Origin of the sequence: Pukyongiella litopenaei, from assembly GCF_003008555.2 — a bacterium.
Classification (GTDB): Bacteria; Pseudomonadota; Alphaproteobacteria; order Rhodobacterales; family Rhodobacteraceae; genus Pukyongiella; species Pukyongiella litopenaei.
Window position 1 is genome coordinate 3337075 of record NZ_CP027665.1, and the last position, 21949, is coordinate 3359023.

Sequence of the window (21949 nt, forward strand, 5' to 3'; positions counted from 1 at the left end):
GCATCCTCCGCCCATGTCTGATATGCCTGCCCCCGAACCGCCTGCCTCCTTGCCGTCCGCCACCGGCCCGCTGGCCAGCGCCCTGACCCGGCTGCCGCGCCCGTTCGACGCCGAACTGGGCGACGAGACCCGGGCAGCGGTGCCCGCGCTGTCGGGCGATCTGGCCGAACTGGTGGCCGGGGCCGGCGGGTCGAGCCCCTATCTCAAGACGCTGATCGAGACCGAGGCCAGCTGGCTGCCGGCGGCGCTCGACGATCCCGACGGGGCGGTGACCGATGTGTTGCACGATGCGCGGGCGCTGACGCCGGGCGATCTGAAGGCCGGTCTGCGGCAGGGCAAGAGGCGGATCGCGCTGCTGACCGCGCTGGCCGATCTCGGCGGCGCATGGCCGCTGGAACGGGTGACCGCGACGCTGACCGATTTCGCGGCGCTGGCCTGCGATCAGGCGCTGAAATCCGAGATCGCGGCGCTGATCCGGCGTGGCAAGCTGCCGGGGCAGGGCCCCGACGATGTCGAAGCGGCGGCGGGGCTGGTGGTCATGGCCATGGGCAAGATGGGCGCGCATGAGCTGAACTATTCCTCGGATATCGACCTGATCTGCCTGTTCGATGAAACCCGCTATGATCCCGATGCCTATATGGAGGCCCGGCAGGGGCTGGTCCGCGCCACCCGCAACATGTGCGCGATCCTGTCTGACAAGACCGCCGACGGCTATGTGTTCCGCACCGACCTGCGCCTGCGGCCCGATCCCGCCGTCACGCCGGTCTGCATCGCGATGGAGGCCGCCGAACGGTATTACGAAAGCCTGGGCCGCGCCTGGGAACGGGCCGCGTTCATCAAGGCCCGGCCCTGTGCGGGCGACCTCGCGGCGGGCGCCGGTTTTCTCGACACGCTGCGGCCGTTCGTCTGGCGCAAGCATCTGGATTTCGCCGCGATCCAGGACGCCCATGACATGCGCCTGCGCATTCGCGAGAACAAGGGGACCGGTGGGCGGCTGGTGCTGCGCGGCCATGACATGAAACTGGGCCGGGGCGGTATTCGCGAGATCGAGTTCTTTACCCAGACCCGCCAGTTGATCGCGGGCGGGCGCGACCGGTCGCTGCGGCTGCGCGGCACCGTCGACGGGTTGGCGGCGCTGGCCGAGGCGGGTTGGATCCCGCGGGACGTGGCCGCCCGGCTGTCGGATCACTACCGCGCCCATCGCGAGGTCGAACACCGCATCCAGATGGTGCATGACGCCCAGACCCACAAGATCCCCGCCACCGATGACGGCTTTGCCCGGATCGCCTGCCTGATGGACCGGGATCCCGATACGCTCGCCCGTGACCTGACCGCGCGACTGACCGAGGTGCACGACCTCACCGAAGGCTTCTTTGCCCCCGACAAGGGCGCGGCGGCCCCCGCCGACCAGCCCCGGCACGACGCGGCGTTCGATACCGATGTCCTGGCCCGCTGGCCGACCTATCCGGCGCTGAGGTCGCAGCGCGCGGCGCGGATTTTCGAGGAACTGAAGCCCGAGTTGCTGGGGCGGCTGGCGCAGACCCCGAAACCGGCGGAGGCGCTGTTGGCGCTGGACGGGTTCCTCGCCGGCCTGCCCGCCGGGGTGCAGTTCTTTTCGCTGCTCAAGGCCCGGCCGACGCTGATCGACCTGCTGGTCGATATCACTGGCACCTCGCCGGCGCTGGCAGCCTACCTGTCGCGCAATTCGGGGGTTTTCGACGCGGTGATCGGCGGCGATTTCTTTGCCCCCTGGCCGGGCGAAGCGGCGCTGCGGGCATCGCTGTCGGCGCGGCTCGATGCCGAGGACGACTACGAACACCAGCTCGACGCGGCGCGGGGCTGGGCGAAGGAATGGCATTTCCGGGTCGGGGTGCATCACCTGCGGGGGCTGATCGACGCGCAGGACGCCGGCACGCAGTTCTCGGACCTCGCCGCCGCCACGATCGCCGCGCTGATGCCCCGCGTCGTGGCCGAGTTCGCCCGCCGTCACGGCCAGCCGCCGGGCCGGGGCGCGGCCGTGCTCGGGATGGGCTCGCTCGGGGCGGGGCAGCTCAACGCGAGATCGGATCTCGACCTGATCGTGATCTACGATGCCGGCGGGGTGGAGGCGTCCGACGGGCCGCGCCCGCTGGCCGCGCGCACCTATTACGCGCGGCTGACCCAGGCGCTGATCACGGCGCTGACCGCGCCGATGGCCGAGGGCAGGCTCTACGAGGTCGACATGCGGCTGCGGCCCTCGGGAACGCAGGGGCCGGTGGCCACCAGCTGGGACAGTTTCCGCCGCTACCAGAAGGAAGAGGCCTGGGTCTGGGAACACCTGGCATTGACGCGCGCCCGCGTGGTCGCCGCTGCGCCCGGTTTTGCCGACGATATCGAGGCGTTCCGTCGCGAGGTTCTGTCCGGTCCGTTCGACCGGGCCGGGGTGCTGCGCGAGACGGCCGGGATGCGGGCGCGGATCGCGGCGGCCAAGTCGCCGGGCGGCGTGTTCGATGTCAAGACCGGGGCCGGGCGGATGCAGGATATCGAACTGGCCGCCCAGGCCGGAGCGTTGCTGCGGGGCAATGCCGCGCGCGACGTGGCCGGCGGGCTGGCCGGTGCGGCGGCGGTCGGCTGGCTGTCGGAGGCCGAGGCCGGGGCGCTGGACGCAGCGCATGCGCTCTTTTGGTCGGTGCAGGCCGCGGCGCGGCTGCTGACCGACCAGACCGTCGACCCGGACGAGATCGGGCAGGCGGGAACCGCGTTCCTGTGCCGCAGCGCCGGGGCCGGGACGATCGAGGCATTGCGCGGGATGCTGGAACAGGCCTATGGACGGGCCGACGACATCATCAGCGCGGCACTGGAGCGGGAGACACGGGATGAAGGGTGATCCGCAGACCGATCCCAAGGGTCTGATCCTCGAAGCGTTCCGAATCGACGGGATCACCCCCGCCGAATGCCGGTCGATATTTCTCGACTGGGCGCTGAGCCTGCCCGACGGGCAGGAACCGGGACCGGCGATCCGGGCGTTGCTGCAAAGCCATGCCGACAAACCCGGCGACCATCCCATGGTCGATGTCCTGCGGCAGGGGCTGACCGGCATGTCGATGCCGCGCCGCCGGGGCGGATGGCGGTCGCGCCCGCGCAACTGACGCGGCGCCCCCGGTTTTTCGAGTTTGATTTCAAACCGCCTAAAATTCGCCTCAATTGTCGGCGAAATACACCGCGTCGGCATTCGGACCGTATCCATTGGTATCAAGTGATCGGGTATGATGTTCGTGTTTTGTGACAAGTGTATTTCTGTTCCGGTCCGAATGTCCGACATCTTCTGCCCCTTTCCCATGCGGACGCGACCGGCTATGCCGCCCGGATGAACGATCCGCTCCCTGACCGCCCCCGTGTCCGCCTGAAACCCAAGGCAAATGCCCGCGCCCTGCGCCACGGGGCGCCATGGGCCTATGCCGGCGATCTGGTCACCGACCGGCGAACCAGGGCGTTGTCGCCGGGGACGCTGGCGGTGCTGCAGGATGCCGCGCAGACCGACCTGGGGCTGGCGGCGATCAACCCCGGGTCCAGGATCATGGCCCGTATCATCGACCGCGACAGCGCCGCCGTGGTGGACCAAGACTGGTTCGCCGCGCGTCTCACCCGCGCGCTGGCACTGCGGGAACGGCTGTTTGACGCGCCATTCTACCGTTTGATTCATGCCGAGGCGGACGGGCTGCCGGGCGTGGTGATCGACCGTTTTGACGCGGTGGCGGTGATCCAGCCCAACGCCGCCTGGGCCGAGCTGCATCTGGACCTGCTGGCGGATGCGCTGGCCCGCGTGACCGGCGTGACGACCATTCTCAAGAATGCCGGCGGACGTGCCCGCGCGCTGGAGGGGCTGGACGATGTATCGGCGGTGCTGCGGGGAGCGGCCCCCGACGCGCCGGTTCCGGTGCCGATGAACGGGGCCACCTACATGGCCGACCTGACCGGCGGGCAGAAAACCGGGCTGTTCTACGATCAGCGCCCCAACCATGCCTTTGCCGCGCGGCTGGCGCGGGATGCGCGGGTGCTGGACGTGTTTTCCCATGTGGGCGGCTTTGCGCTGGCCGCGCTCGCCAATGGTGCGCAATCGGCGCTGGCGGTGGATGGCTCGGCCGCGGCCTTGGCGCTGGCCGAGGCAGGGGCCGACGCGGGGGACGTCGCGACCCGGTTCACCACCCGGCAGGGCGATGCGTTCGACGTGCTGGCAGCACTGGGGGCCGAAGGGGCCGCGTTCGATCTGGTGATCTGTGACCCGCCCGCCTTTGCGCCCGGCAAACAGGCGCTGACGGCCGGGTTGCGCGCCTATGAACGGGTGGCCCGGCTGGCCGCGCCGCTGGTCGCGCCGGGGGGCTACCTGGGCCTGTGTTCCTGTTCCCACGCGGCCGATCTGCCCCGGTTCCACGGCGCCTGCGCGCGCGGGATCGGGCGCGCGGGGCGCTCGGCGCAGCTGATCCATACCGGGTTTGCCGGGCCGGACCATCCGCAACTGCCGCATCTGGCCGAAAGCGGCTATCTCAAGGCGCTGTTCTTCCGGCTATGAAGGCGGTGCTGGACACCTGCGTGCTCTATCCCACGGTGATGCGCGAGATGCTGCTGGGGGCGGCCGAACGGGGCCATTTCACGCCGCTCTGGTCGGCGCGGATCCTGGGCGAATGGGCGCGGGCGGCGGAAAAGCTGGGGCCTGATGGAGCGGCGCAGGCACAGGCCGAAATCGCGCTGCTGCGCGCGCGCTGGCCCGGCGCCGAACACCCCCCCGCACCGGGGATCGAGGCGCGGCTCTGGCTGCCGGACGCGGCGGATGTGCATGTGCTCGCGGTGGCGGTGGCGGCATCGGCGGACATGATCGTGACGCTGAACCGCAAGGATTTCCCGCGCCATGTCCTTGCCGAGGAAGGGCTGGAACGGACCGGGCCCGACGGGTTGCTGTTCGGGTTCTGGACCGCCGATGCCGAAGGGATGCGCGGCGTGGGCGAGGCGGTGCTCGCCGAGGCGAACCGGCTGTCGGGTCAGGTCTGGACCATGCGTGCGCTGCTGAAGAAGGCGCGTCTGCCGAGGCTCGCCAAGGCGCTGGCGGACTGAGCCTCAGAGGGCGCGCAGGATCTCGGCCGCGATCTCGAACGACCGCAGGCGGGCGGCGTGGTCGTGGATCTGGCCGGTGATGATGACCTCGTCCGGGGCGTGGCGTTCGATCAGGCCCGCCAGTTGTGCGCGCACGCTCTCGCGGCTGCCGGTCGCCGAGATCCGCAGCGCCTCGTTCACGCCCGCCAGCAGGGCGGGGTCGAGATGGGCCGCGATATCATCGACGGGGGCGGGCAGTTTGCCGGGCATGCCGCTGCGCAACCGGGCAAAGGCCAGCTGCATCGTGGTTCTGAGCCGTGCGCCACCGGCATCGGTTTCGGCGGCAAAGATGTTGACCGCCATCATCGCATGCGGTTCGGCCAGGAAGGCCGAGGGCCGGAAGCTGCGGCGATAATGCTCGAGTGCCTGGTCCAGCGCCTGGGGCGCGAAATGCGAGGCGAAGGCATAGGGCAGGCCCAGCTGCGCCGCCAGTTGCGCGCCGTAGAGGCTGGATCCCAGGATCCAGACCGGCACGTTGGTGCCCTGCCCGGGAAAGGCGCGCACCCGCGCGGCAGGGTCCGCCGGGGCGAAAAACCCGAGCAGGTCGACCACGTCCTGCGGAAAGCTGTCCTGCTGGGACAGCCCCCGGCGCAGGGCGCGGGCGGTCACCATGTCGGTGCCGGGCGCGCGGCCCAGCCCGAGGTCGATGCGGTCGCCGTAGAGCGAGGCCAGCGTGCCGAAGGCTTCGGCCACCATGTAGGGCGCGTGGTTGGGCAGCATGATCCCGCCCGCGCCGACACGCAGGGTGGTGGTGTGGCTGGCGATATGCCCGATCAGGACCGCGGTGGCGGCGCTGGCGATGCCGGGCATGTTGTGATGTTCGGCCAGCCAATAGCGGTGATACCCCCAGGCCTCGGCCTTCTGCGCCAGATCGGTGCTGTTTCGCAGTGCCTGCCGGATGTCTTGGCCCTCGGGCACCGGGGCGAGGTCGAGAAGGGAATACAGCATGTGTGGCTCCGCGGCTGGTCCTGTCCCGATGTGGTTCGGGAGGTGGCCGGCGGCAAGGGGCGCCGCGACGTCACGGGGTGTTCCAGCGGTTTTCCAGCGCCTCGAGCGCGGCGATGCGGTCGGTGGTGCCGGGATGGCTCATCAGCCAGGCGGGCGCCATGCCCGCGCGGCTTTGCGTCAGCTGGTCGAGCTTGCGAAACAGCGAAATCTGCGGGCCGATGCCGATGCCCGCGCGGGTCAGCAGCGCGGCGGCGTATTCGTCCGCCTCGTATTCGTCGGCGCGGGACAGGCGGGCGGCCAGCAGCGAGGTCAGCGCGTTGGCGATCCAGACCCCGACAAAGGGAATGAAGCGGCCCAGCAGCATGACCAGCGCCGCCCGCAACGCGTTCTGGCCGGAAAAATCGATCATGCGCCGCCGGGCGTGGCCCAGTGCCACATGGCCCAGTTCATGGGCGATGACGCTGGCCATCTCTTCGCCGGTGACCTCGCCGTTGCGGAACTTGCGATAGAAGCCGCGGGTGATGAAGATGCGCCCGTCCGGCGCGGCCAGCCCGTTCACCGGGTCGATCTCGTAGATGAAGACCGGGATCCGTGCGAGGTCGAGCGCGGCGGCCAGCCGGTCGGTGATCGCCTTGAGGCGGGGGTCGGCCAGTTCGGTCGACCGGGCGTCGAGATCCCGGTGCGTGCGCCAGACCGAGATCCGGTAGAGCGCGACGGCGTAGAGAACCGCCAGCAGGATCGGCGTCACCTTGAGCATGGGACAGATATGGGACCGTTCGGCGCGGGCGGCAAGCGGCGGGAGCCTCCGGCGGGGATATTTGCGGCAAGAGGAAGGGGGGTGGCGCTAGCGGGTCAGGTCCCGCATGCCCCGTTCCAGCCCGGCCAGTGTCATCGGCACCATGCGGTCCTCGAAGATCTCGCGGATCATCTGGATCGAATGGGTGTAGTCCCAGTATTTCTCGGGCACCGGGTTGATCCACAGGTTCGATGTCCACTGGTCGCGGGCGCGGGCCAGCCAGACCTGGCCGGCCTCGGCGTTCCAGTGTTCGTTGGCGCCGCCGGGATAGGCGATTTCATAAGGCGACATCGAGGCATCGCCGACGAAGATGCATTTGTAGTCGGGCCCATAGGTGCGCAGCACCTCGTGGGTCGGGGTCTGCGCGTCCCAGCGCCGGCGATTGTCGCGCCAGACGCCTTCGTAGAGGCAGTTGTGAAAATAGTAATATTCCAGGTGCTTGAATTCGGCGCGGGCGGCGGAAAACAGTTCCTGCACCACCTTGACATGCGGGTCCATGCTGCCGCCCACGTCGAGAAACAGCACCACCTTGACCGCGTTGTGCCGTTCGGGCCGGGTTTTCACGTCGAGATAGCCATGTTCGGCGGTGGCGCGGATGGTGCCGTCGAGGTCGAGTTCCTCGGTTGCGCCTTCGCGGGCCCAGCGGCGCAGCCGTTTCAGCGCCACCTTGATGTTGCGGGTGCCGAGTTCGACCGTGTCGTCGAGATTGCGAAACTCGCGCTTGTCCCAGACCTTGACCGCGCGGCGGTGGCGGCTTTCCTTCTGGCCGATGCGCACGCCCTCGGGGTTGTAGCCATAGGCGCCGAAGGGCGAGGTGCCCGCGGTTCCGATCCATTTGTTGCCGCCCTGGTGGCGGCCCTGCTGTTCGGCCAGCCGTTCGCGCAGGGTCTCCATCAGTTTCTCGAACCCGCCGAGCGCCTCGATCTCTGCCTTTTCCTCGTCCGAGAGGTGTTTTTCGGCCATTTTCGTCAGCCAGTCGGCGGGCACGTCCACCGCGTCGAGCACCTGTTGCAGGCTGATCTGTTCCAGCCCTTCGAAACTGGCGGCAAAGGCGCGGTCGAACTTGTCGATATTGCGTTCGTCCTTCACCATCGCGGCGCGTGCGAGATAGTAGAAGGCTTCGATATCGTAGGTGGCGAGCCCCTTTTTCATCCCTTCGAGGAAGGTGAGGAATTCGCGCAAGGACACCGGGATGCCGGTTTTGCGCAGGTTTTCGAAAAAGGGCAGGAACATGCGCCTACAGTGCCGCGCGGTGAACCAGGACGGTGACGAGCAGGCCGAGAATGCCAAAGGCGATGGCATAGCCGGCGGCGTATTGGGCCATGTCCAGCCCACGGCCGCCGCGGCTGCGGGCGATCAGCGCGCCGGAAACGGCGCCGGCGAGGACGGCAAGGATCACGATCATGGTGCGGCGGTTCCCGTCAGCTTTCGGCTCGGCGCCTGGGGTTGAGCGCAGCGATTTCCCGCATCTTTGCGCGGACGGCCCAGTCGCTGCCGAAGCCGTAGCGTGCCCAGCCGAGGCTGTCCAGCCTGACCGTGCGTGCCTTGGCGCCCTGACCCTGCAGGTCCAGCGCCTCGGCCTCGAGCATCATCAGCGTGGACAGCAGCGCGGCGTTCTCGGCGCGATAGGCCACGCCGATATTGGAGCGGATCTGTTTCAGCGCGGTTTCGGCATCGCCGCGGGCGAGCGCATGGGCGGCGGTCTGGGTGACGATATAGGCGCGGTGCAGGTCGGCGCCGGGGGTGCGGTCGAGATAGGCCAGCGCGGCATCGAAATTCTGCTGCGCCTGGATCGGGTCGGTTGCCTGGGCGATCCGCCCCAGCATGTAATGGCCGAAGGCGCGGCGGTGGTCCTGCCAGCCGAGTTCGGCCGCCGTGCGGACCGCCGCGTTGGCGGATGTCCGGCGCGCGCCCAACGACGCGGTCGGCCCCAGCGTGGTCTGCACGTTGTTGATCCAGCTGCGCGGGGTCCTGGAGACCGGATCGACGGGCAGGAAATCGCCATGCGGGTTCAGCCGCGACAGCAGGTCGGGCAATTCGGCGGCAACCTCGGAGGCGGACATGCCCGAATACAGTTCGGGCGCGTAGGTGGCGCGCAGGATCAGCATGTCGAACCCGGTCAGAACCGTGTGCACGTTGTCGTCGTTGAACACCGAATCCGGCAGCCGGTAGAGATCGTTCAGCGGACCCAGCGCCTGGGCGAGCTCCTCGTGCAGGCAGTCGCGCACCTCCTGGGGGGCGGCGTCATTGGGCAGGAAGATGCCCAGCCGGGTGCGTGTCGTCAGCAGCGACCAGTTGGTGCGCTGATCGCGGCGATGGCGCCGGAAATCCTCGAGCGAGCTGACATTGGGCACCACGAAACAGGCGGCTTGCGGCAGGGCGCGGCGGATCTGCTCGCGGCTGACCGCTTCGATGGTGATATTCGCGTCGCCCTCGCGCACCTGGCGGATGTCGATCCCCGCCTCGTTGCGCAGGCGCGTCAGCAGCCGGGCGAGGTCGGGGCCGAGCGTGGGCGGCGGCGCGCCGGTGACCCGCACGGTGATCGGGGTCTCGAACCGGGTGAATGTCGGCAGCGGGCGGCCGCTCTCGAGTTCGAAGTGAAGGCTGAGGAAATCGGCGGCGATATTCGCGTTCGACCGCTGCGGCGGTGTCGGGTGCGACCGGGTGAAACTGCGGACCGGCGGCAGGTCGCTGTCGGCCTGCCGTGCCCGCGTCGGGGTGTTCGGGGCAGGGACGGCGGTGCAGGCGGCCAGCGCCAGGGCGGCGAGAAACGAGGCGGCGGTGCGGATCATGGGCGCTGGTACCGGATGAAGGGGGTGCAGGTGCCGATATTGTCGTAAAGGCGCCGGGCGGTGGTGTTGAAATCCTGCGTCAGCCAGTAGACCGACGGCGCGCCCGCCGCGTCGGCGGCGGCATAGACCGCTTCGATCAGGGCGCGGCCGACGCCCGTGCCGCGGCAGTCGGGACGGGCATAGAGATCCTGCAGGTAACAGACATTCTCGATCTTCCAGGCGTGGCGGTGGAACAGGTAATGGACCAGCCCCACCGGGCGACCGTCGATTTCCGCCAGCAGGCAGGAGAAATCCTGCGGGTCGTCGCCCAGCAGCCGGGCGAATGTGCTGTCATAGACCTCTGGCGGTGCAGAGGTTTCATAGAAATCGAGATACCCGGACCACATTTCGGCCCAGTCGGCGCGGTCGTCTGTGCGCAGGGGGCGAATGGAAACGGGTGTGGGCATGGTCCGAAGGTGACAGAGGGCGGCGCGCGGCTCAAGCGTCTTTTGCGCCGCCGTCCCTGTCAGGTCAAGCGAAAGCGGCGCGGTTTCAGCGCTGGGCGCGGGCCATGAAGGCGAGCCGTTCGAACAGGTGCACGTCCTGTTCGTTTTTCAGCAGCGCCCCGTGCAGTTTCGGCAGCGCGTTGGCGCCGTCGCGCTTCATGTCCTCGGGGCTCAGGTCTTCGGCCAGCAGCAGTTTCAGCCAGTCCAGCACCTCCGAGGTCGACGGCTTTTTCTTCAGCCCCGCGGTGTCGCGGATTTCGTAGAACTGGGTCAGCGCCGTGGTCAGCAGCGCCTCCTTGATGCCCGGATGATGAACCTCGACGATCTTGCGCATCGTCTGTTCGTCAGGAAAGCGGATGTAGTGAAAGAAACAGCGGCGCAGGAAGGCGTCGGGCAGTTCCTTTTCGTTGTTCGAGGTGATGATCACGATCGGGCGCTGTTCCGCGCGGATCGTCTCGCCGGTCTCGTAGACGTGGAACTCCATCTTGTCGAGTTCCTGCAGCAGGTCGTTGGGAAACTCGATATCGGCCTTGTCGATCTCGTCGATCAGCAGCACCACCTTTTCGTCGGCCTCGAACGCCTGCCACAGCTTGCCCTTCTTGATGTAGTTGCCGACATCATGGACCTTTTCCTCGCCCAGCTGGCTGTCGCGCAGGCGCGACACCGCATCGTATTCATAGAGGCCCTGCTGGGCGCGGGTGGTGGACTTGATGTTCCATTCGATCATCCGCAGCCCGAGCGCGCTGGCCACCTGGCGGGCCAGTTCGGTCTTGCCCGTACCCGGTTCGCCCTTGACCAGCAGCGGACGTTCCAGCGTCACCGCCGCGTTCACCGCAACGGTCAGGTCCTCGGTGGCCACATATTCCCTGGTGCCTTCGAATTTCATGTTTTAGCAACCCTTTTCCTGTGTAGTCGCAGCGGTGGCCGCTTGTCGGGGCTTTTAGCGCAGCCGGTGCGCGTTTGTGTAGTGACAATCCGAAAGCCCTCGGATAAACGCAGCGGCAGAAGGAGCCAATGTCTAAGGAAGTAGATTTGTCAGTCAGTATTGGCCGATCCGAGGGGGTGAGGATGAAGCAGGAAGTTTTTCTGCCGGATGACTATCGTCCGGCCGAAGATGAGCCTTTCATGAACGAACGACAGCTTGAATATTTCCGGCGCAAGCTGTTGAATTGGAAACAGGAACTTCTGGCGGGAAGCCGCGACACCATCGAAGGCCTGCAGGACGGAACCCGCAATATCCCGGACGTGGCAGACCGCGCCAGCGAAGAAACCGACCGGGCGCTGGAACTGCGCACCCGCGACCGCCAGCGCAAGCTGGTCGCCAAGATCGACAGCGCTCTGCGCCGGATCGACGAAGGCGAATACGGGTATTGCGACGTGACCGGCGAACCCATTTCGCTGAAGCGCCTGGACGCCCGCCCGATCGCGACGATGAGCCTCGAGGCGCAGGAACGCCACGAGCGCCGCGAGAAGGTGCATCGCGACGACTGAGGCGCCGCCGCGCCGATGCGGTGAGGGGGCACGAAACACAGGCGCCGGGCAATGCTGCCCCGGCGCCTTTCGTTTTCAGGAGGCCGGATGAAACTCGACGGGCAAAGCACTCTGGTCCTGGGTGGCGGGATCGCGGGCCTGGCCGCCGCCCTGTGCCTGCGGCGTTTCGGGGCCGATGTGACGGTGCTGGAACAGGCGCCCGAGATTTCCGAGGTCGGTGCCGGGTTGCAGATCAGCCCCAACGGTGTCGCGGTGCTGCGCGCGCTCGGCCTCGAAGCCGCGCTGGCACGGGATGCGGTGCGCGCGCGCGCGGTGGTGTTGCGGGACTATGCCCGCACGGGCGAGGTGCTGCGGCTCGATCTGGCCCGTCTGGCATCCGGCCAGGGCTATTACTTCGTGCATCGCGCCGACCTCATCGACCTGCTGGCGGGGGCGGCCCGCGAGGCTGGGGTCGAGATCCGGCTGCTGCAGCAGGTCCAGCGCGTGGAGGCAGGGCCGGACCCGGTCGTGCACCTGCCCGGCGGCGTGACGATGACGGCGGATCTCGTGGTGGGCGCGGATGGAGTGCATTCCTGCGCGCGCGGGGCGCTCGGCAACGCAACCGATCTGTTCTTTACCGGCCAGGCGGCTTGGCGCGCGGTGGTGGCGGCCGCTCCGGGCCAGCCGGCCGAGGCCACCGTGCATATGGGGCCGGGGCGCCACCTGGTAAGTTATCCGCTCCGCGGCGGAACGCTGGTCAATATCGTCGCGGTCGAAGAACGCGCCTCCTGGGTCGCCGAGGGCTGGCATCACCGCGACGACCCGGAAAACCTGCGGGCCGCCTTTGCCGATTTCTCCGGGCCGGCGGCCGAGTTGCTGGGCCGCGTCGACGATGTCGGTCACTGGGGGCTGTTCCGGCACCCGGTTGCCGAGCTTTGGCACGAGGGGCGGCTGGCGATCCTGGGCGATGCGGCGCATCCGACGCTGCCGTTCATGGCGCAGGGGGCGAACATGGCGCTCGAGGATGCCTGGGTGCTGGCTGACAGTCTGTCACGGGCCGGAACGATGGAGCTGGGGCTGGCCGCCTACCAGGCCCGCCGCCGCGACCGGGTGGTCCGGGTGGTTGCCGCCGCCAGCGGAAACGCCTGGAAATACCACCTGCGGTCTGCGCCCGTGCGGGGCGCGGCGCATCTGGCGCTGAAACTGGGCGGGGCCCTCGCGCCGGGACGGATGGTGCATCAGTTCAACTGGATCTACGGCCACGACGTGACCGCCTGACCGCGGTTCAGATATCCAGGTCGATCCAGACCGGAACGTGATCCGAAGGCTTTTCATAGCCCCGGATTTCGGCGTCGATCCGGCAATCGCGGAGCAGGTCCGCCGCCTGCGGGGTCAGCAGGAGATGATCGATGCGGATCCCGTCATTGCGGTTCCATGCGCCGGCCTGGTAATCCCAGAACGAATAATGTCCGGGCGCCGGCTGGCAGGCGCGGAACGCATCGGTAAAGCCGAGATTGACGATCCGCCAATATGCCGCCCGGCTCTGCGGCAGAAACAGCGCGTCCTTGTGCCAGGCCTCGGGGCGCGCGGCATCCTCGGGTTGCGGGATGATGTTGTAGTCGCCGGCCATCAGCGCCGGTTCCTCGCTGGCCAGAAGATCGCGGGCGCGGTGGCGCAGCCGTTCCATCCAGGCCAGCTTGTAATCGTATTTCGGCCCCGGCGCCGGGTTGCCGTTGGGCAGGTAGAGCCCGCAGACCCGCAGCGCACGCGTGCCGACCACGGTCGCCTCGATCCAGCGGGCCTGTTCGTCGCTGTCGTCGCCGGGCAGGCCGCGGCGCACATCCTCAAGCGGCAGTTTCGACAGGATCGCGACGCCGTTGAAGCCCTTCTGGCCGTGCGTCTCCACGTTGTATCCGCGATCCTCGAAGATATCGCGCGGGAACGCCTCGTCGACCGACTTGATTTCCTGCAGCAGGACCACGTCGGGCTGCGCGTCATCGAGCCAGGCGGGCAGCGCCTGCGCACGGGCCTTGATGCCGTTGATGTTGAATGTTGCAATCTTCATCTGCGTCTCCGGCCGCCCGTTTCGCCCGCCACGGCACGGCCACGACAGGCGCGTTGCGTGGCGATGTGCTATCATTGCGGCGATATCATGCGTGCAGCCAGCGCGAAAGACACGCAATGGACCAACGGATGCCTCATCACGCCGACAACCGGAACGGCGGGTCGCCGCCTGCCGGGCCCGGTCACCGGGTGCGGTCAGCCTGCCGCGCCATGCTGCGGGTGCTGGCGGTGCCGGTGCTGCTGGCAACGCCGGCCGGTGCCGAGTTCTATTCGGCGGCAGACATGGCACGGGTGGCCGATCGCGCGATCCCCAGTCTCCGAGCCGCGTTGCAGGACGGCATCATCGCCCATATGCCGCGCGATCAGCGCCCGCTGGCCGATGGGATCAGCCTGGCGTTTCCCGAACGCGGCCCGCATCCGATGGCGTTCTTTTCCGACCCGGCCACGGGAACGATCTACATGCCGCTGGAATCGATCCGTTTCTTTGATGACATCGCCACCCTGACCGCCTGGTTCCACGGTCGAGGTTGCAGCCAGGACCATGTGCATTCCTATCTCTGGTCGCTGCTGCGCAAGGGCAGGGCGATGCCGTCGCCGCTGCGGGCCTTTGCGCTCGACCGCGATGCGCTGCTGGCCGATCCCTATACCAACAGCCTGTCCGACCGGTTCTATTCCTCCGGCCTGCTGTTCATCCTGGCGCATGAAACCGGCCATCTGGTGCTGCGGCATCGCGCGGGCCTGACCGCGGCGGCATCCCAGGCGCAGGAGATCGCGGCCGACGATTTCGCCACCCGGCATTTCACCTCGGTGGGCACGATGCCGATGGGCGTGCTGATCTACTATCTTGCGGCCTGGTGGCGCGATCCCGAAGGCCGCGCTGCCGCAACGGGCACGCACCCGGTATCGGCCGCCCGCATCCGTGCGCTCGCCCGGCACATGCTGGACGACCCGGCGGCGTTTTCCCATGCCGAGGCGGATGCCGGGCCGGTGGCGCAGCAGCGTGTGCGTGATGTTGCCGGGCTGTTGAACGGGATCGCGGACAGCATCGCCGAGGACGGGATGTTGTCGCTGATGCCCCGGTCGCTCGACCGCGACTATCCAGCCAGCCGCTTCCCCAGCGCCTGTCCGGCGGATTAGCCGCTGCCGGATGCGCTACATCGAAAAGGACGTGCCGCAGCCGCAAGAGGACGTGGCGTTGGGGTTCTCGATCACGAACCGGGCGCCGATCAGTTCATCGGCGAAATCGATCACCGCGTTTTCGAGGAACGGCAGCGACACCCGGTCGACCACCACCTTTTGCCCGTTGCCCTCGAGCACGAGGTCCCCATCGCCCGGTGCGTCCAGCACGATGTCATACTGAAACCCCGAGCAGCCGCCGCCTTCGACGGCGACGCGCAGGGCCTGGCCCTGTTCGGCGGCCCCGATCTCGGCCAGCCGTTGAAAGGCGCGGTCGGTGACTTTCGGCGGCAGGTTCATCGTGGGATCCTTGCTGGTTCAATGCGCGGTTTCAAAGCCCCGCGCCCTGCAATATAGAAATTGCGAGGACCGGGGACAAGGAATTGACGGGTCATGAAGGCATCATTTGCGACCGATCCGGCGCGCAGCCGCGGGCGGCTGGTGCCCGAAGAGGAAAGCAGCTTCAGATCCTGCTTCCAGCGTGACCGCGACCGGATCATCCATGCCGGCGCCTTTCGGCGGCTCAAGCACAAGACGCAGGTCTTCGTCGAACACGAGGGTGATCTGTTCCGCACCCGGCTGACCCATTCGATCGAGGTGGCGCAGGTGGCGCGGACCATTTCGGGTGCGCTGGGCCTGAACCCGGAACTGACCGAGGCGGTGGCGCTGGCTCATGATCTGGGCCACACCCCGTTCGGGCATACCGGCGAGGACGCGCTGCATGCGCTGATGGTGCCCCATGGCGGGTTCGACCACAACGCGCAGGCGATCCGCATCGTCACCGCGCTGGAACGGCATTATGCCGAGTTCGACGGCCTGAACCTGACCTGGGAAACGCTCGAAGGCATCGCCAAGCACAATGGTCCGGTCACCGGTGACCTGCCCTGGGCGCTGGCCGAATGCAATGCGGCATTCGACCTGGAACTGCACAGCCATGCCGGCCCCGAGGCGCAGGTGGCGGCGTTGTCGGATGACATCGCCTACAACAATCACGACCTGCATGACGGGTTGCGCGCCGGGCTGTTCACCGATGACGAGATCGCGGCGCTGCCCATCGTCGATGCCGCATTTGACGCGGTCGACACCGCCTATCCGGGGCTGGACAGATCACGCCGCCGGCACGAGGCGCTGAGGCGGGTGTTCGGGGTGATGGTGTCGGATGTGATCGACACCTCGCGCGCGCAGCTCGACGCGTCGGGCGCGCGCAGCGTCGAGGATCTGCGCCTGCTGGGCCGTCCGGTCATTGCCTTTTCCGATCCGCTGCTGGCCAGGCTGCGCGAAATCCGCGGGTTCCTGTTCACGCGCATGTATCGCGCGCCCTCGGTGATGAAGATCCGGGCCGAGGTCACGCAGGTGATCGAGGACCTGTTCCCGCTCTACCTGTCGCGGCCCGAACTGTTGCCGGGCCAGTGGCAGGCCGAGATCGCCGCGGTGGCGGATGAAACCGCGCTGGCGCGGATCGTGTCGGACTACATCGCCGGCATGACCGACCGCTTCGCGCTGCAGGAACACGCCCGGCTGATGGGCGGGGCATAGCCGCCCGCGCCGGTCCGGTCGGTCACAAGCCGCGTTGACCATGTTCGCGAGAATGTTAAACGCAGGGTCGACAAAGGAAAGCGACGTGATGAACCTCTTTGCAGAAATCCGCGGCCTCGTCATTGACGCGCTGGGCCGGATGCAATCCGAAGGCGCGCTGCCCGGGGGGCTGGCCTTCGACAATGTGGCGGTCGAACCGCCGCGCGATGCCGCGCATGGCGACATGGCGACCAACGCGGCGATGGTGCTGGCGAAACCCGCGGGCATGAAACCGCGCGACATCGCCGCCGCGCTGGCGCGGGAGTTGTCGGCGGATGACCGCATCGACAGCGCCGACGTGGCCGGGCCGGGGTTTCTCAACCTGCGGCTGGCCCCGTCGGTCTGGCAGGGCGTGATCGGTGCGGTTCTGGCCCGGGGCGACGGCTTTGGCCGGTCGGACATGGGGCAGGGGCGGCGCGTCAACGTCGAATATGTCAGCGCCAACCCCACCGGACCGTTGCATGTGGGGCACACGCGGGGGGCGGTGTTCGGCGACGCGCTGGCCAGCCTTCTGGCCTATGCGGGCCATGACGTGACCCGTGAATATTACATCAACGACGGCGGGGCGCAGGTCGATGTGCTCGCCCGGTCGGTCTATCTGCGCTATCTCGAAGCGCATGGGCACCAGGTCGCCTTCGAAGACGGCACCTATCCCGGCGACTATCTGGTGCCGGTGGGACAGGCGCTCAAGGACAAGGTGGGCGATGCCTGGGTGGACCAGCCCGAAGAGGTCTGGCTGGCCGAGGCGCGTGTCTTTGCCACCGGGGCGATGATGGACCTGATCCGCGCCGATCTCGCCGCGCTGGGCGTCGAGATGGACGTGTTCTTCTCGGAAAAATCGCTCTATGGCACCGGGCGGATCGAGGCGGCGCTGGCCAGCCTGGACGACAAGGGGCTGATCTACGAGGGCGTGTTGGAGCCGCCCAAGGGCAAGAAACCCGAGGATTGGGAACCCCGCGAACAGACCCTGTTCCGGTCCACCGATCACGGCGATGACGTGGATCGGCCGGTGAAGAAATCCGATGGCAGCTGGACCTATTTCGCGCCGGACATTGCCTATCATTTCGACAAGGTTTTCAGGGGCTTCGACGAGCTTATTGACGTGTTCGGCGCCGACCATGGCGGCTATGTCAAGCGGATGAAGGCGGCGGTGTCGGCGCTGAGCGACGGCAAGGTGCCGCTGGACATCAAGCTGACCCAGCTGGTGAAGCTGTGGAAGAATGGCGAACCGTTCAAGATGTCCAAGCGCGCAGGCAATTTCGTCACCCTGCGCGATGTGGTGGACCAGGTCGGCCCCGGCGTGACCCGGTTTGTGATGCTGACCCGCAAGAACGATGCGCCGCTGGATTTCGATTTCGACAAGGTGCTGGAACAGAGCCGCGAGAACCCGGTCTTCTATGTGCAATACGCCCATGCGCGGGTGATGAGCCTGCTGCGCCGCGCCGCCGAGGCCGGTCTCGATGCCGGCGACGCCCGGCTGGGCGGGGCAGACCTGTCGCGGCTGGATCACGAGGCCGAGCTTGCCGTGGCGAAGAAGCTGGCCGAATGGCCGCGCCAGGTCGAGATCGCCGCGCGGACCCACGAACCCCACCGGATCGCGTTCTACCTCTATGAACTCGCGGGCGATTTCCATGCCTTGTGGAACCGGGGCAACGATCTGCCGGGGCTTAGGTTCCTGCAGGATGGCGACGAAGACACCAGCCGGTCGAAACTCGCCCTCGCGCGTGCCGTTTCCGTTGTTATTTCCTCAGGTCTTGGTATTCTTGGCGTCACACCGGCGCAGGAGATGCGGTAACAAGCCCACCAGCGCGCCGGTTCGAGGCAGCAGAGAAACCCGGCGCGGTTCGTATCCGCGCGAAGGGCAGTGAGGCGGATATGGCAGTTTACGAGGACACGCGGGACGTGAACCCGCAGGCATACCAGCCTGCGGGCGAAACCGCTGGCGGATTTCGAGGCATGGTGAACCTGATGGGCGCGGCGGTATCGCTTGCGCTGATCGGCGGGATCGGGGTCTGGGGCTACAAGATTCTGGTCCGGGATGTCTCCGGTGTGCCGGTGGTGCGTGCGCTCGAAGGGCCGATGCGCGACCTGCCCGCCGATCCCGGCGGCCGCGCCGCCGACCATCAGGGGCTGGCGGTGAACCGTGTCGCCGCCGAAGGCCCGGCCGCGCCGCCCGCCGAAAAACTGGTGCTGGCGCCCAAGCCGATGGAACTGTCCGAAGAAGACCGTCCCGCCGAGGCGCTGACCGAAACGCCGGCGCCTGCCGCGCGGGCTGACAATGGCGATGTGAACCGGCTGATCGAGGAATTGCTGGCCGACGTGATCAAGGGCCAGCAGCAACAGGACACCGGCCTGCCGCAGCCCGAACCGGCGGTGATGCGCGTCGAGGGGGCCGCCCCCAGGGCCGCGGCGGCGGTGGTCACCGGTCCCGGACCGAAACAATCCCTGCGCCCGCGCGCCCGCCCGGGTGACGCCGCGGTGATCAAATCGTCGGCGACTGCGGTCGCGGCGGCGCCGACGGCGGGCCTCGATCTCGATCCCGCGGGCATCCCGCCGGGGACGAAACTGGCGCAGCTCGGCGCCTTTGACAGCGCCGAGGCGGCGCGGGCCGACTGGGACCGGCTGGGCGCGCGGTTCGGTGACTATCTCGCCGACAAGCGTCGCGTGGTGCAGGAAGCCAAGAGCGGCGGGCGCAGCTTCTGGCGTCTGCGCGCCGCCGGGTTCAACGACATGAACGACACGCGCCGGTTCTGCGCGGTGTTCGTGTCCGAGGGGGTCGACTGCATTCCGGTCATCGCGCGGTGATCTCGCGATGAATTTCGGCGCCACCATCCTGGATGCCGACGGGCTGCGGCTCAGCGCCGATGAAAAGGCGTTCTTTCGGGATGCCGACCCGTTCGGGTTCATCCTGTTCGGCCGCAACATCGAAACCGCCGACCAGGTGCGCGCGCTGTGCGACGACATGCGGATGGCGGTCGGGCGCGATGCGCCGATCACGATAGACCAGGAAGGCGGGCGGGTGCAGCGACTTCGCCCGCCGCTGGCCCGCCAGTGGTTGCCGCCGCTCGATCATGTGGCCCGCGCGGGCGACCGGGCGGATCGGGCGATGTATCTGCGATACCGGCTGATCGCGGATGAATTGCGGTCGCTGGGCATCGACAGCGATTGTGCGCCGATGGTCGATCTGGCCGGGCCGCAAACCCATGAATTCCTGCTCAACCGCTGCTATGGCGGCGACCCCGGGCAGGTGGCGCGGCTGGGCCGGGCGGTGGCTGACGCGCTGCTGGCGGGTGGCGTCCTGCCGGTGGTCAAGCACATGCCCGGACATGGGCGCAGCACGCTGGACAGCCATGTCGACCTGCCGCGCGTGAGCGCCGGGAACGCGGAACTGGACGACACCGATTTCGCCCCGTTCCGGGCCCTGCGCGACCTGCCGATGGGGATGACGGCGCATCTGCTCTACGAAGCCCTCGACGCGGACAGTCCCGCGACGTTGTCGGCCGGGGTGATGGCGGTGATCCGCGACCGGATCGGGTTCGACGGGCTGGTGATGACCGACGATCTGGGCATGCAAGCCCTGCAGGGTGCGCGGCCTGATCTGGCGCGCCGGGCATTGGCGGCCGGGTGTGATGCGGTGCTGTTCTGCAATGCCCCGCTGGCCGACCGGGTCGCGGTGGCGGACGCGGCCGGACGGATGGGGCCGCGGGCACAGGCCCGCGCCGAGGCGGCGCTGGCGGCGCGGCGTGACCCGGAACCGCTTGACATCGGCGCTGCCGAGGTCGAACTTTCCCGCCTCATGGGCGGTGAGGTTTATGGCTGAGGAAAGCCTGTTCTCGAATAACGGAATGGCGGTCGCCGACCGGCTGGCCGCAGAGGCGCTGATCGTCGATGTGGACGGGTTCGAGGGGCCGCTCGACGTTCTGCTGACCCTGTCGCGCACCCAGAAGGTCGACCTGCGCCGGATCTCGGTGCTCGAACTGGCGCGCCAGTATCTGGCCTTCGTCGAAAAGGCCAAGGCGCTGCGGATCGAACTGGCTGCGGATTACCTGGTGATGGCGGCTTGGCTGGCGTTCCTGAAATCGCGCCTGCTGCTGCCGCCGGACCCGTCCGAGGAGGGCCCCACCGGCGAGGAGCTGGCCGCGCATCTGGCGTTCCAGCTGGAGCGGCTGCAGGCGATGCGCGACGCGGCGGCGCGGCTGATGGGGCGCGATCGGCTGGGGCGCGATTTCTTTGCCCGCGGCGAAGCCGAGGACGTGGCGCGTATCCGCACCGTGCGCTATTCGGCGACGCTGCTGGACCTGATGCAGGGCTATGCCCGGATCCGCACCCGCGACGATTTCCGCCCCTTCGTGATGGATCGCGACGCGGTGTTCACGATGGAACAGGCGCTGGAACGGATGCGCCCGCTGATCGGCTTTGCCGGCACCTGGACCGATCTGACCAGCTATCTGCCCGATGGCTGGGAAAGCGATCCGGCGCGGCGGCGGTCGGCCACGGCGGCGACATTTGCCGCCTCGCTGGAACTGGTCAAGGAAGGGCATCTCGAAATCCGGCAGAGCGATACCTTTGCCCCGATACACCTGCGCAGGAAGAAAGATGACTGAGAGCGACGATATCGAGACCGGCGCGGAGTCCGCGGGCGATGCCGGCGGCGACACGCTGTTCGAAGCGCCGCCCATGGGGGAACAGGAACGCATGGTCGAGGCGGTGCTGTTCGCCAGCGTCGAGCCGGTCTCCGTGCGCGATCTCGAGACACGGATGCCCCATGGCAGCGATCCGGCCGAGGCCCTGGTGCGGCTGCGCAAGCGCTATGAGGGGCGCGGGGTTCGCGTGGTACGCGTGGGCGATGCCTGGGCGATCCGCACCGCGCCCGACCTGGGGTTCCTGATGCGCAAGGAAACGGTCGAGACCAGAAAACTGAGCCGCGCGGCGGTCGAAACCCTGGCCATCATCGCCTATCACCAGCCGGTGACGCGGGCCGAGATCGAGGAAATCCGGGGGGTTTCGGTCAGCCGGGGCACCATCGACCAGCTGATGGAGATGGAGTGGATTCGGCTCGGCCGGCGCCGGATGACGCCGGGCCGCCCGGTGACGTTCGTGGTAACGCCTGAATTCCTGGATCACTTCGGCCTGGAAACCGCGCGCGACCTGCCGGGGCTGAAGGAACTGCGCGCGGCCGGGTTGCTGGAAAACCGTCCGCCGCCGGGGGTGCCGGGGCCGCAGGCCGATGACGACGACGATGATGACGGCGTCGAAACCGGCCAGTCGGAAATGTTCGAGGAGTGACCTGATGACCCTTGAAAGGCTGATCCACCGGTTGATCCGGATGATGTCTCGCCGTGCGATCGGCAAGGGCATCGATGCGGGGATCGACATGGCCGCGTCGGGGGGCGGACCGGCCGACGATACCGGGCTGTCGCCACAGGACCGGCAGGCGCAGCAGCAACAGCACCGCAAGGCCAGGCAGACCATGCGCCAGATGCGGCGCATGTCGAAGATGACGCGCCGGTTCTAGC

Annotated in this window: 23 protein-coding genes; 14 read left to right on the forward strand and 9 right to left on the reverse strand. The window is 68.0% G+C overall.

Features of this window, described 5'->3' with window-relative positions:
* The first annotated feature begins 22 nt into the window (after positions 1–22).
* From C6Y53_RS16365 to C6Y53_RS16380, 4 genes are all read left to right on the forward strand, one after another.
* Positions 23–2866 carry a bifunctional [glutamate--ammonia ligase]-adenylyl-L-tyrosine phosphorylase/[glutamate--ammonia-ligase] adenylyltransferase gene (locus C6Y53_RS16365; protein ID WP_106474150.1) on the forward strand — a complete coding sequence of 948 codons (2844 nt, stop codon included), beginning with the start codon at positions 23–25 and terminating at the stop codon, positions 2864–2866.
* On the forward strand, positions 2856–3128 hold the full coding sequence (locus C6Y53_RS16370; protein ID WP_106473421.1) for a hypothetical protein: 273 nt from the start codon (positions 2856–2858) through the stop codon (positions 3126–3128). Before C6Y53_RS16365 ends, C6Y53_RS16370 begins: the two co-directional genes overlap by 11 nt.
* 218 nt (positions 3129–3346) lie before the next feature.
* Positions 3347–4549 (forward strand): RSP_2647 family RNA methyltransferase, encoded by a 1203-nt coding sequence (locus tag C6Y53_RS16375; protein WP_106474151.1) that lies wholly within the window; start codon positions 3347–3349, stop codon positions 4547–4549.
* Positions 4546–5088 carry an RSP_2648 family PIN domain-containing protein gene (locus C6Y53_RS16380; RefSeq protein WP_106473422.1) on the forward strand — a complete coding sequence of 181 codons (543 nt, stop codon included), beginning with the start codon at positions 4546–4548 and terminating at the stop codon, positions 5086–5088. The genes C6Y53_RS16375 and C6Y53_RS16380 overlap by 4 nt, the downstream gene beginning before the upstream one ends.
* 3 nt (positions 5089–5091) lie before the next feature.
* On the opposite strand, the gene C6Y53_RS16385 is transcribed toward C6Y53_RS16380, so the two are convergent.
* The 7 genes from C6Y53_RS16385 to C6Y53_RS16410 form a co-directional block, all read right to left on the reverse strand.
* Positions 5092–6075 (reverse strand): LLM class flavin-dependent oxidoreductase, encoded by a 984-nt coding sequence (locus tag C6Y53_RS16385; protein WP_106473423.1) that lies wholly within the window; start codon positions 6073–6075, stop codon positions 5092–5094.
* 70 nt (positions 6076–6145) lie between these two features.
* Positions 6146–6832 (reverse strand): M48 family metallopeptidase, encoded by a 687-nt coding sequence (locus C6Y53_RS16390; RefSeq protein WP_106473424.1) that lies wholly within the window; start codon positions 6830–6832, stop codon positions 6146–6148.
* A gap of 87 nt (positions 6833–6919) precedes the next feature.
* The gene (locus C6Y53_RS16395) at positions 6920–8104 is read right to left on the reverse strand and encodes a vWA domain-containing protein (protein WP_106473425.1); all 1185 of its coding nucleotides are present in this window, start codon (positions 8102–8104) and stop codon (positions 6920–6922) included.
* A gap of 4 nt (positions 8105–8108) precedes the next feature.
* On the reverse strand, positions 8109–8276 hold the full coding sequence (locus C6Y53_RS21065) for a hypothetical protein (RefSeq protein ID WP_211299410.1): 168 nt from the start codon (positions 8274–8276) through the stop codon (positions 8109–8111).
* A gap of 16 nt (positions 8277–8292) precedes the next feature.
* Positions 8293–9663, reverse strand: coding sequence for a DUF2927 domain-containing protein (locus C6Y53_RS16400; protein WP_106473426.1), 1371 nt, complete (start codon positions 9661–9663; stop codon positions 8293–8295).
* Complete coding sequence (locus C6Y53_RS16405; RefSeq protein ID WP_106473427.1) at positions 9660–10109, reverse strand: GNAT family N-acetyltransferase; 450 nt, start codon at positions 10107–10109, stop codon at positions 9660–9662. The genes C6Y53_RS16400 and C6Y53_RS16405 overlap by 4 nt, the downstream gene beginning before the upstream one ends.
* Before the next feature lie 85 nt (positions 10110–10194).
* Complete coding sequence (locus C6Y53_RS16410; protein WP_106473428.1) at positions 10195–11034, reverse strand: AAA family ATPase; 840 nt, start codon at positions 11032–11034, stop codon at positions 10195–10197.
* Between the two features lie 182 nt (positions 11035–11216).
* Here C6Y53_RS16410 and dksA point away from each other — a divergent pair, with 182 nt between their 5' ends.
* On the forward strand, positions 11217–11639 hold the full coding sequence (gene dksA, locus C6Y53_RS16415) for an RNA polymerase-binding protein DksA (protein WP_106473429.1): 423 nt from the start codon (positions 11217–11219) through the stop codon (positions 11637–11639).
* A gap of 87 nt (positions 11640–11726) precedes the next feature.
* A complete protein-coding gene (locus C6Y53_RS16420) occupies positions 11727–12896 on the forward strand; it encodes an FAD-dependent monooxygenase (protein ID WP_106473430.1) in 1170 nt (389 codons plus the stop codon).
* A 7-nt stretch (positions 12897–12903) separates the two neighbouring features.
* Here C6Y53_RS16420 and xth read toward each other — a convergent pair whose 3' ends face one another.
* The gene (xth, locus tag C6Y53_RS16425; protein ID WP_106473431.1) at positions 12904–13683 is read right to left on the reverse strand and encodes an exodeoxyribonuclease III; all 780 of its coding nucleotides are present in this window, start codon (positions 13681–13683) and stop codon (positions 12904–12906) included.
* Positions 13684–13811: 128 nt separating this feature from the next.
* Between xth and C6Y53_RS16430 the strand changes: the two genes are divergently transcribed.
* Complete coding sequence (locus tag C6Y53_RS16430) at positions 13812–14819, forward strand: M48 family metalloprotease (protein WP_149615544.1); 1008 nt, start codon at positions 13812–13814, stop codon at positions 14817–14819.
* Positions 14820–14834: 15 nt separating this feature from the next.
* Here C6Y53_RS16430 and C6Y53_RS16435 read toward each other — a convergent pair whose 3' ends face one another.
* The gene (locus C6Y53_RS16435) at positions 14835–15158 is read right to left on the reverse strand and encodes a HesB/IscA family protein (RefSeq protein WP_106473433.1); all 324 of its coding nucleotides are present in this window, start codon (positions 15156–15158) and stop codon (positions 14835–14837) included.
* A gap of 93 nt (positions 15159–15251) precedes the next feature.
* Here C6Y53_RS16435 and C6Y53_RS16440 point away from each other — a divergent pair, with 93 nt between their 5' ends.
* The 7 genes from C6Y53_RS16440 (at position 15252) to C6Y53_RS16470 (ending at position 21948) form a co-directional block, all read left to right on the forward strand.
* Positions 15252–16394 carry a deoxyguanosinetriphosphate triphosphohydrolase gene (locus tag C6Y53_RS16440; RefSeq protein WP_106473434.1) on the forward strand — a complete coding sequence of 381 codons (1143 nt, stop codon included), beginning with the start codon at positions 15252–15254 and terminating at the stop codon, positions 16392–16394.
* 88 nt (positions 16395–16482) lie between these two features.
* Entirely contained in the window at positions 16483–18228 is a 1746-nt protein-coding gene (gene argS / locus C6Y53_RS16445) for an arginine--tRNA ligase (protein ID WP_106473435.1), read from the forward strand.
* Positions 18229–18308: 80 nt separating this feature from the next.
* Complete coding sequence (locus C6Y53_RS16450; protein ID WP_106473436.1) at positions 18309–19238, forward strand: SPOR domain-containing protein; 930 nt, start codon at positions 18309–18311, stop codon at positions 19236–19238.
* Positions 19239–19245: 7 nt separating this feature from the next.
* Positions 19246–20253: a glycoside hydrolase family 3 N-terminal domain-containing protein gene (locus tag C6Y53_RS16455; RefSeq protein WP_106473437.1), complete on the forward strand. Its 1008-nt coding sequence runs from the start codon at positions 19246–19248 to the stop codon at positions 20251–20253.
* Positions 20246–21037: a segregation and condensation protein A gene (locus C6Y53_RS16460; RefSeq protein ID WP_106473438.1), complete on the forward strand. Its 792-nt coding sequence runs from the start codon at positions 20246–20248 to the stop codon at positions 21035–21037. The genes C6Y53_RS16455 and C6Y53_RS16460 overlap by 8 nt, the downstream gene beginning before the upstream one ends.
* Positions 21030–21719: an SMC-Scp complex subunit ScpB gene (scpB, locus tag C6Y53_RS16465; protein ID WP_106473439.1), complete on the forward strand. Its 690-nt coding sequence runs from the start codon at positions 21030–21032 to the stop codon at positions 21717–21719. The genes C6Y53_RS16460 and scpB overlap by 8 nt, the downstream gene beginning before the upstream one ends.
* 4 nt (positions 21720–21723) lie before the next feature.
* On the forward strand, positions 21724–21948 hold the full coding sequence (locus C6Y53_RS16470; protein WP_106473440.1) for a hypothetical protein: 225 nt from the start codon (positions 21724–21726) through the stop codon (positions 21946–21948).
* The last annotated feature ends 1 nt before the right edge of the window (position 21949 follow it).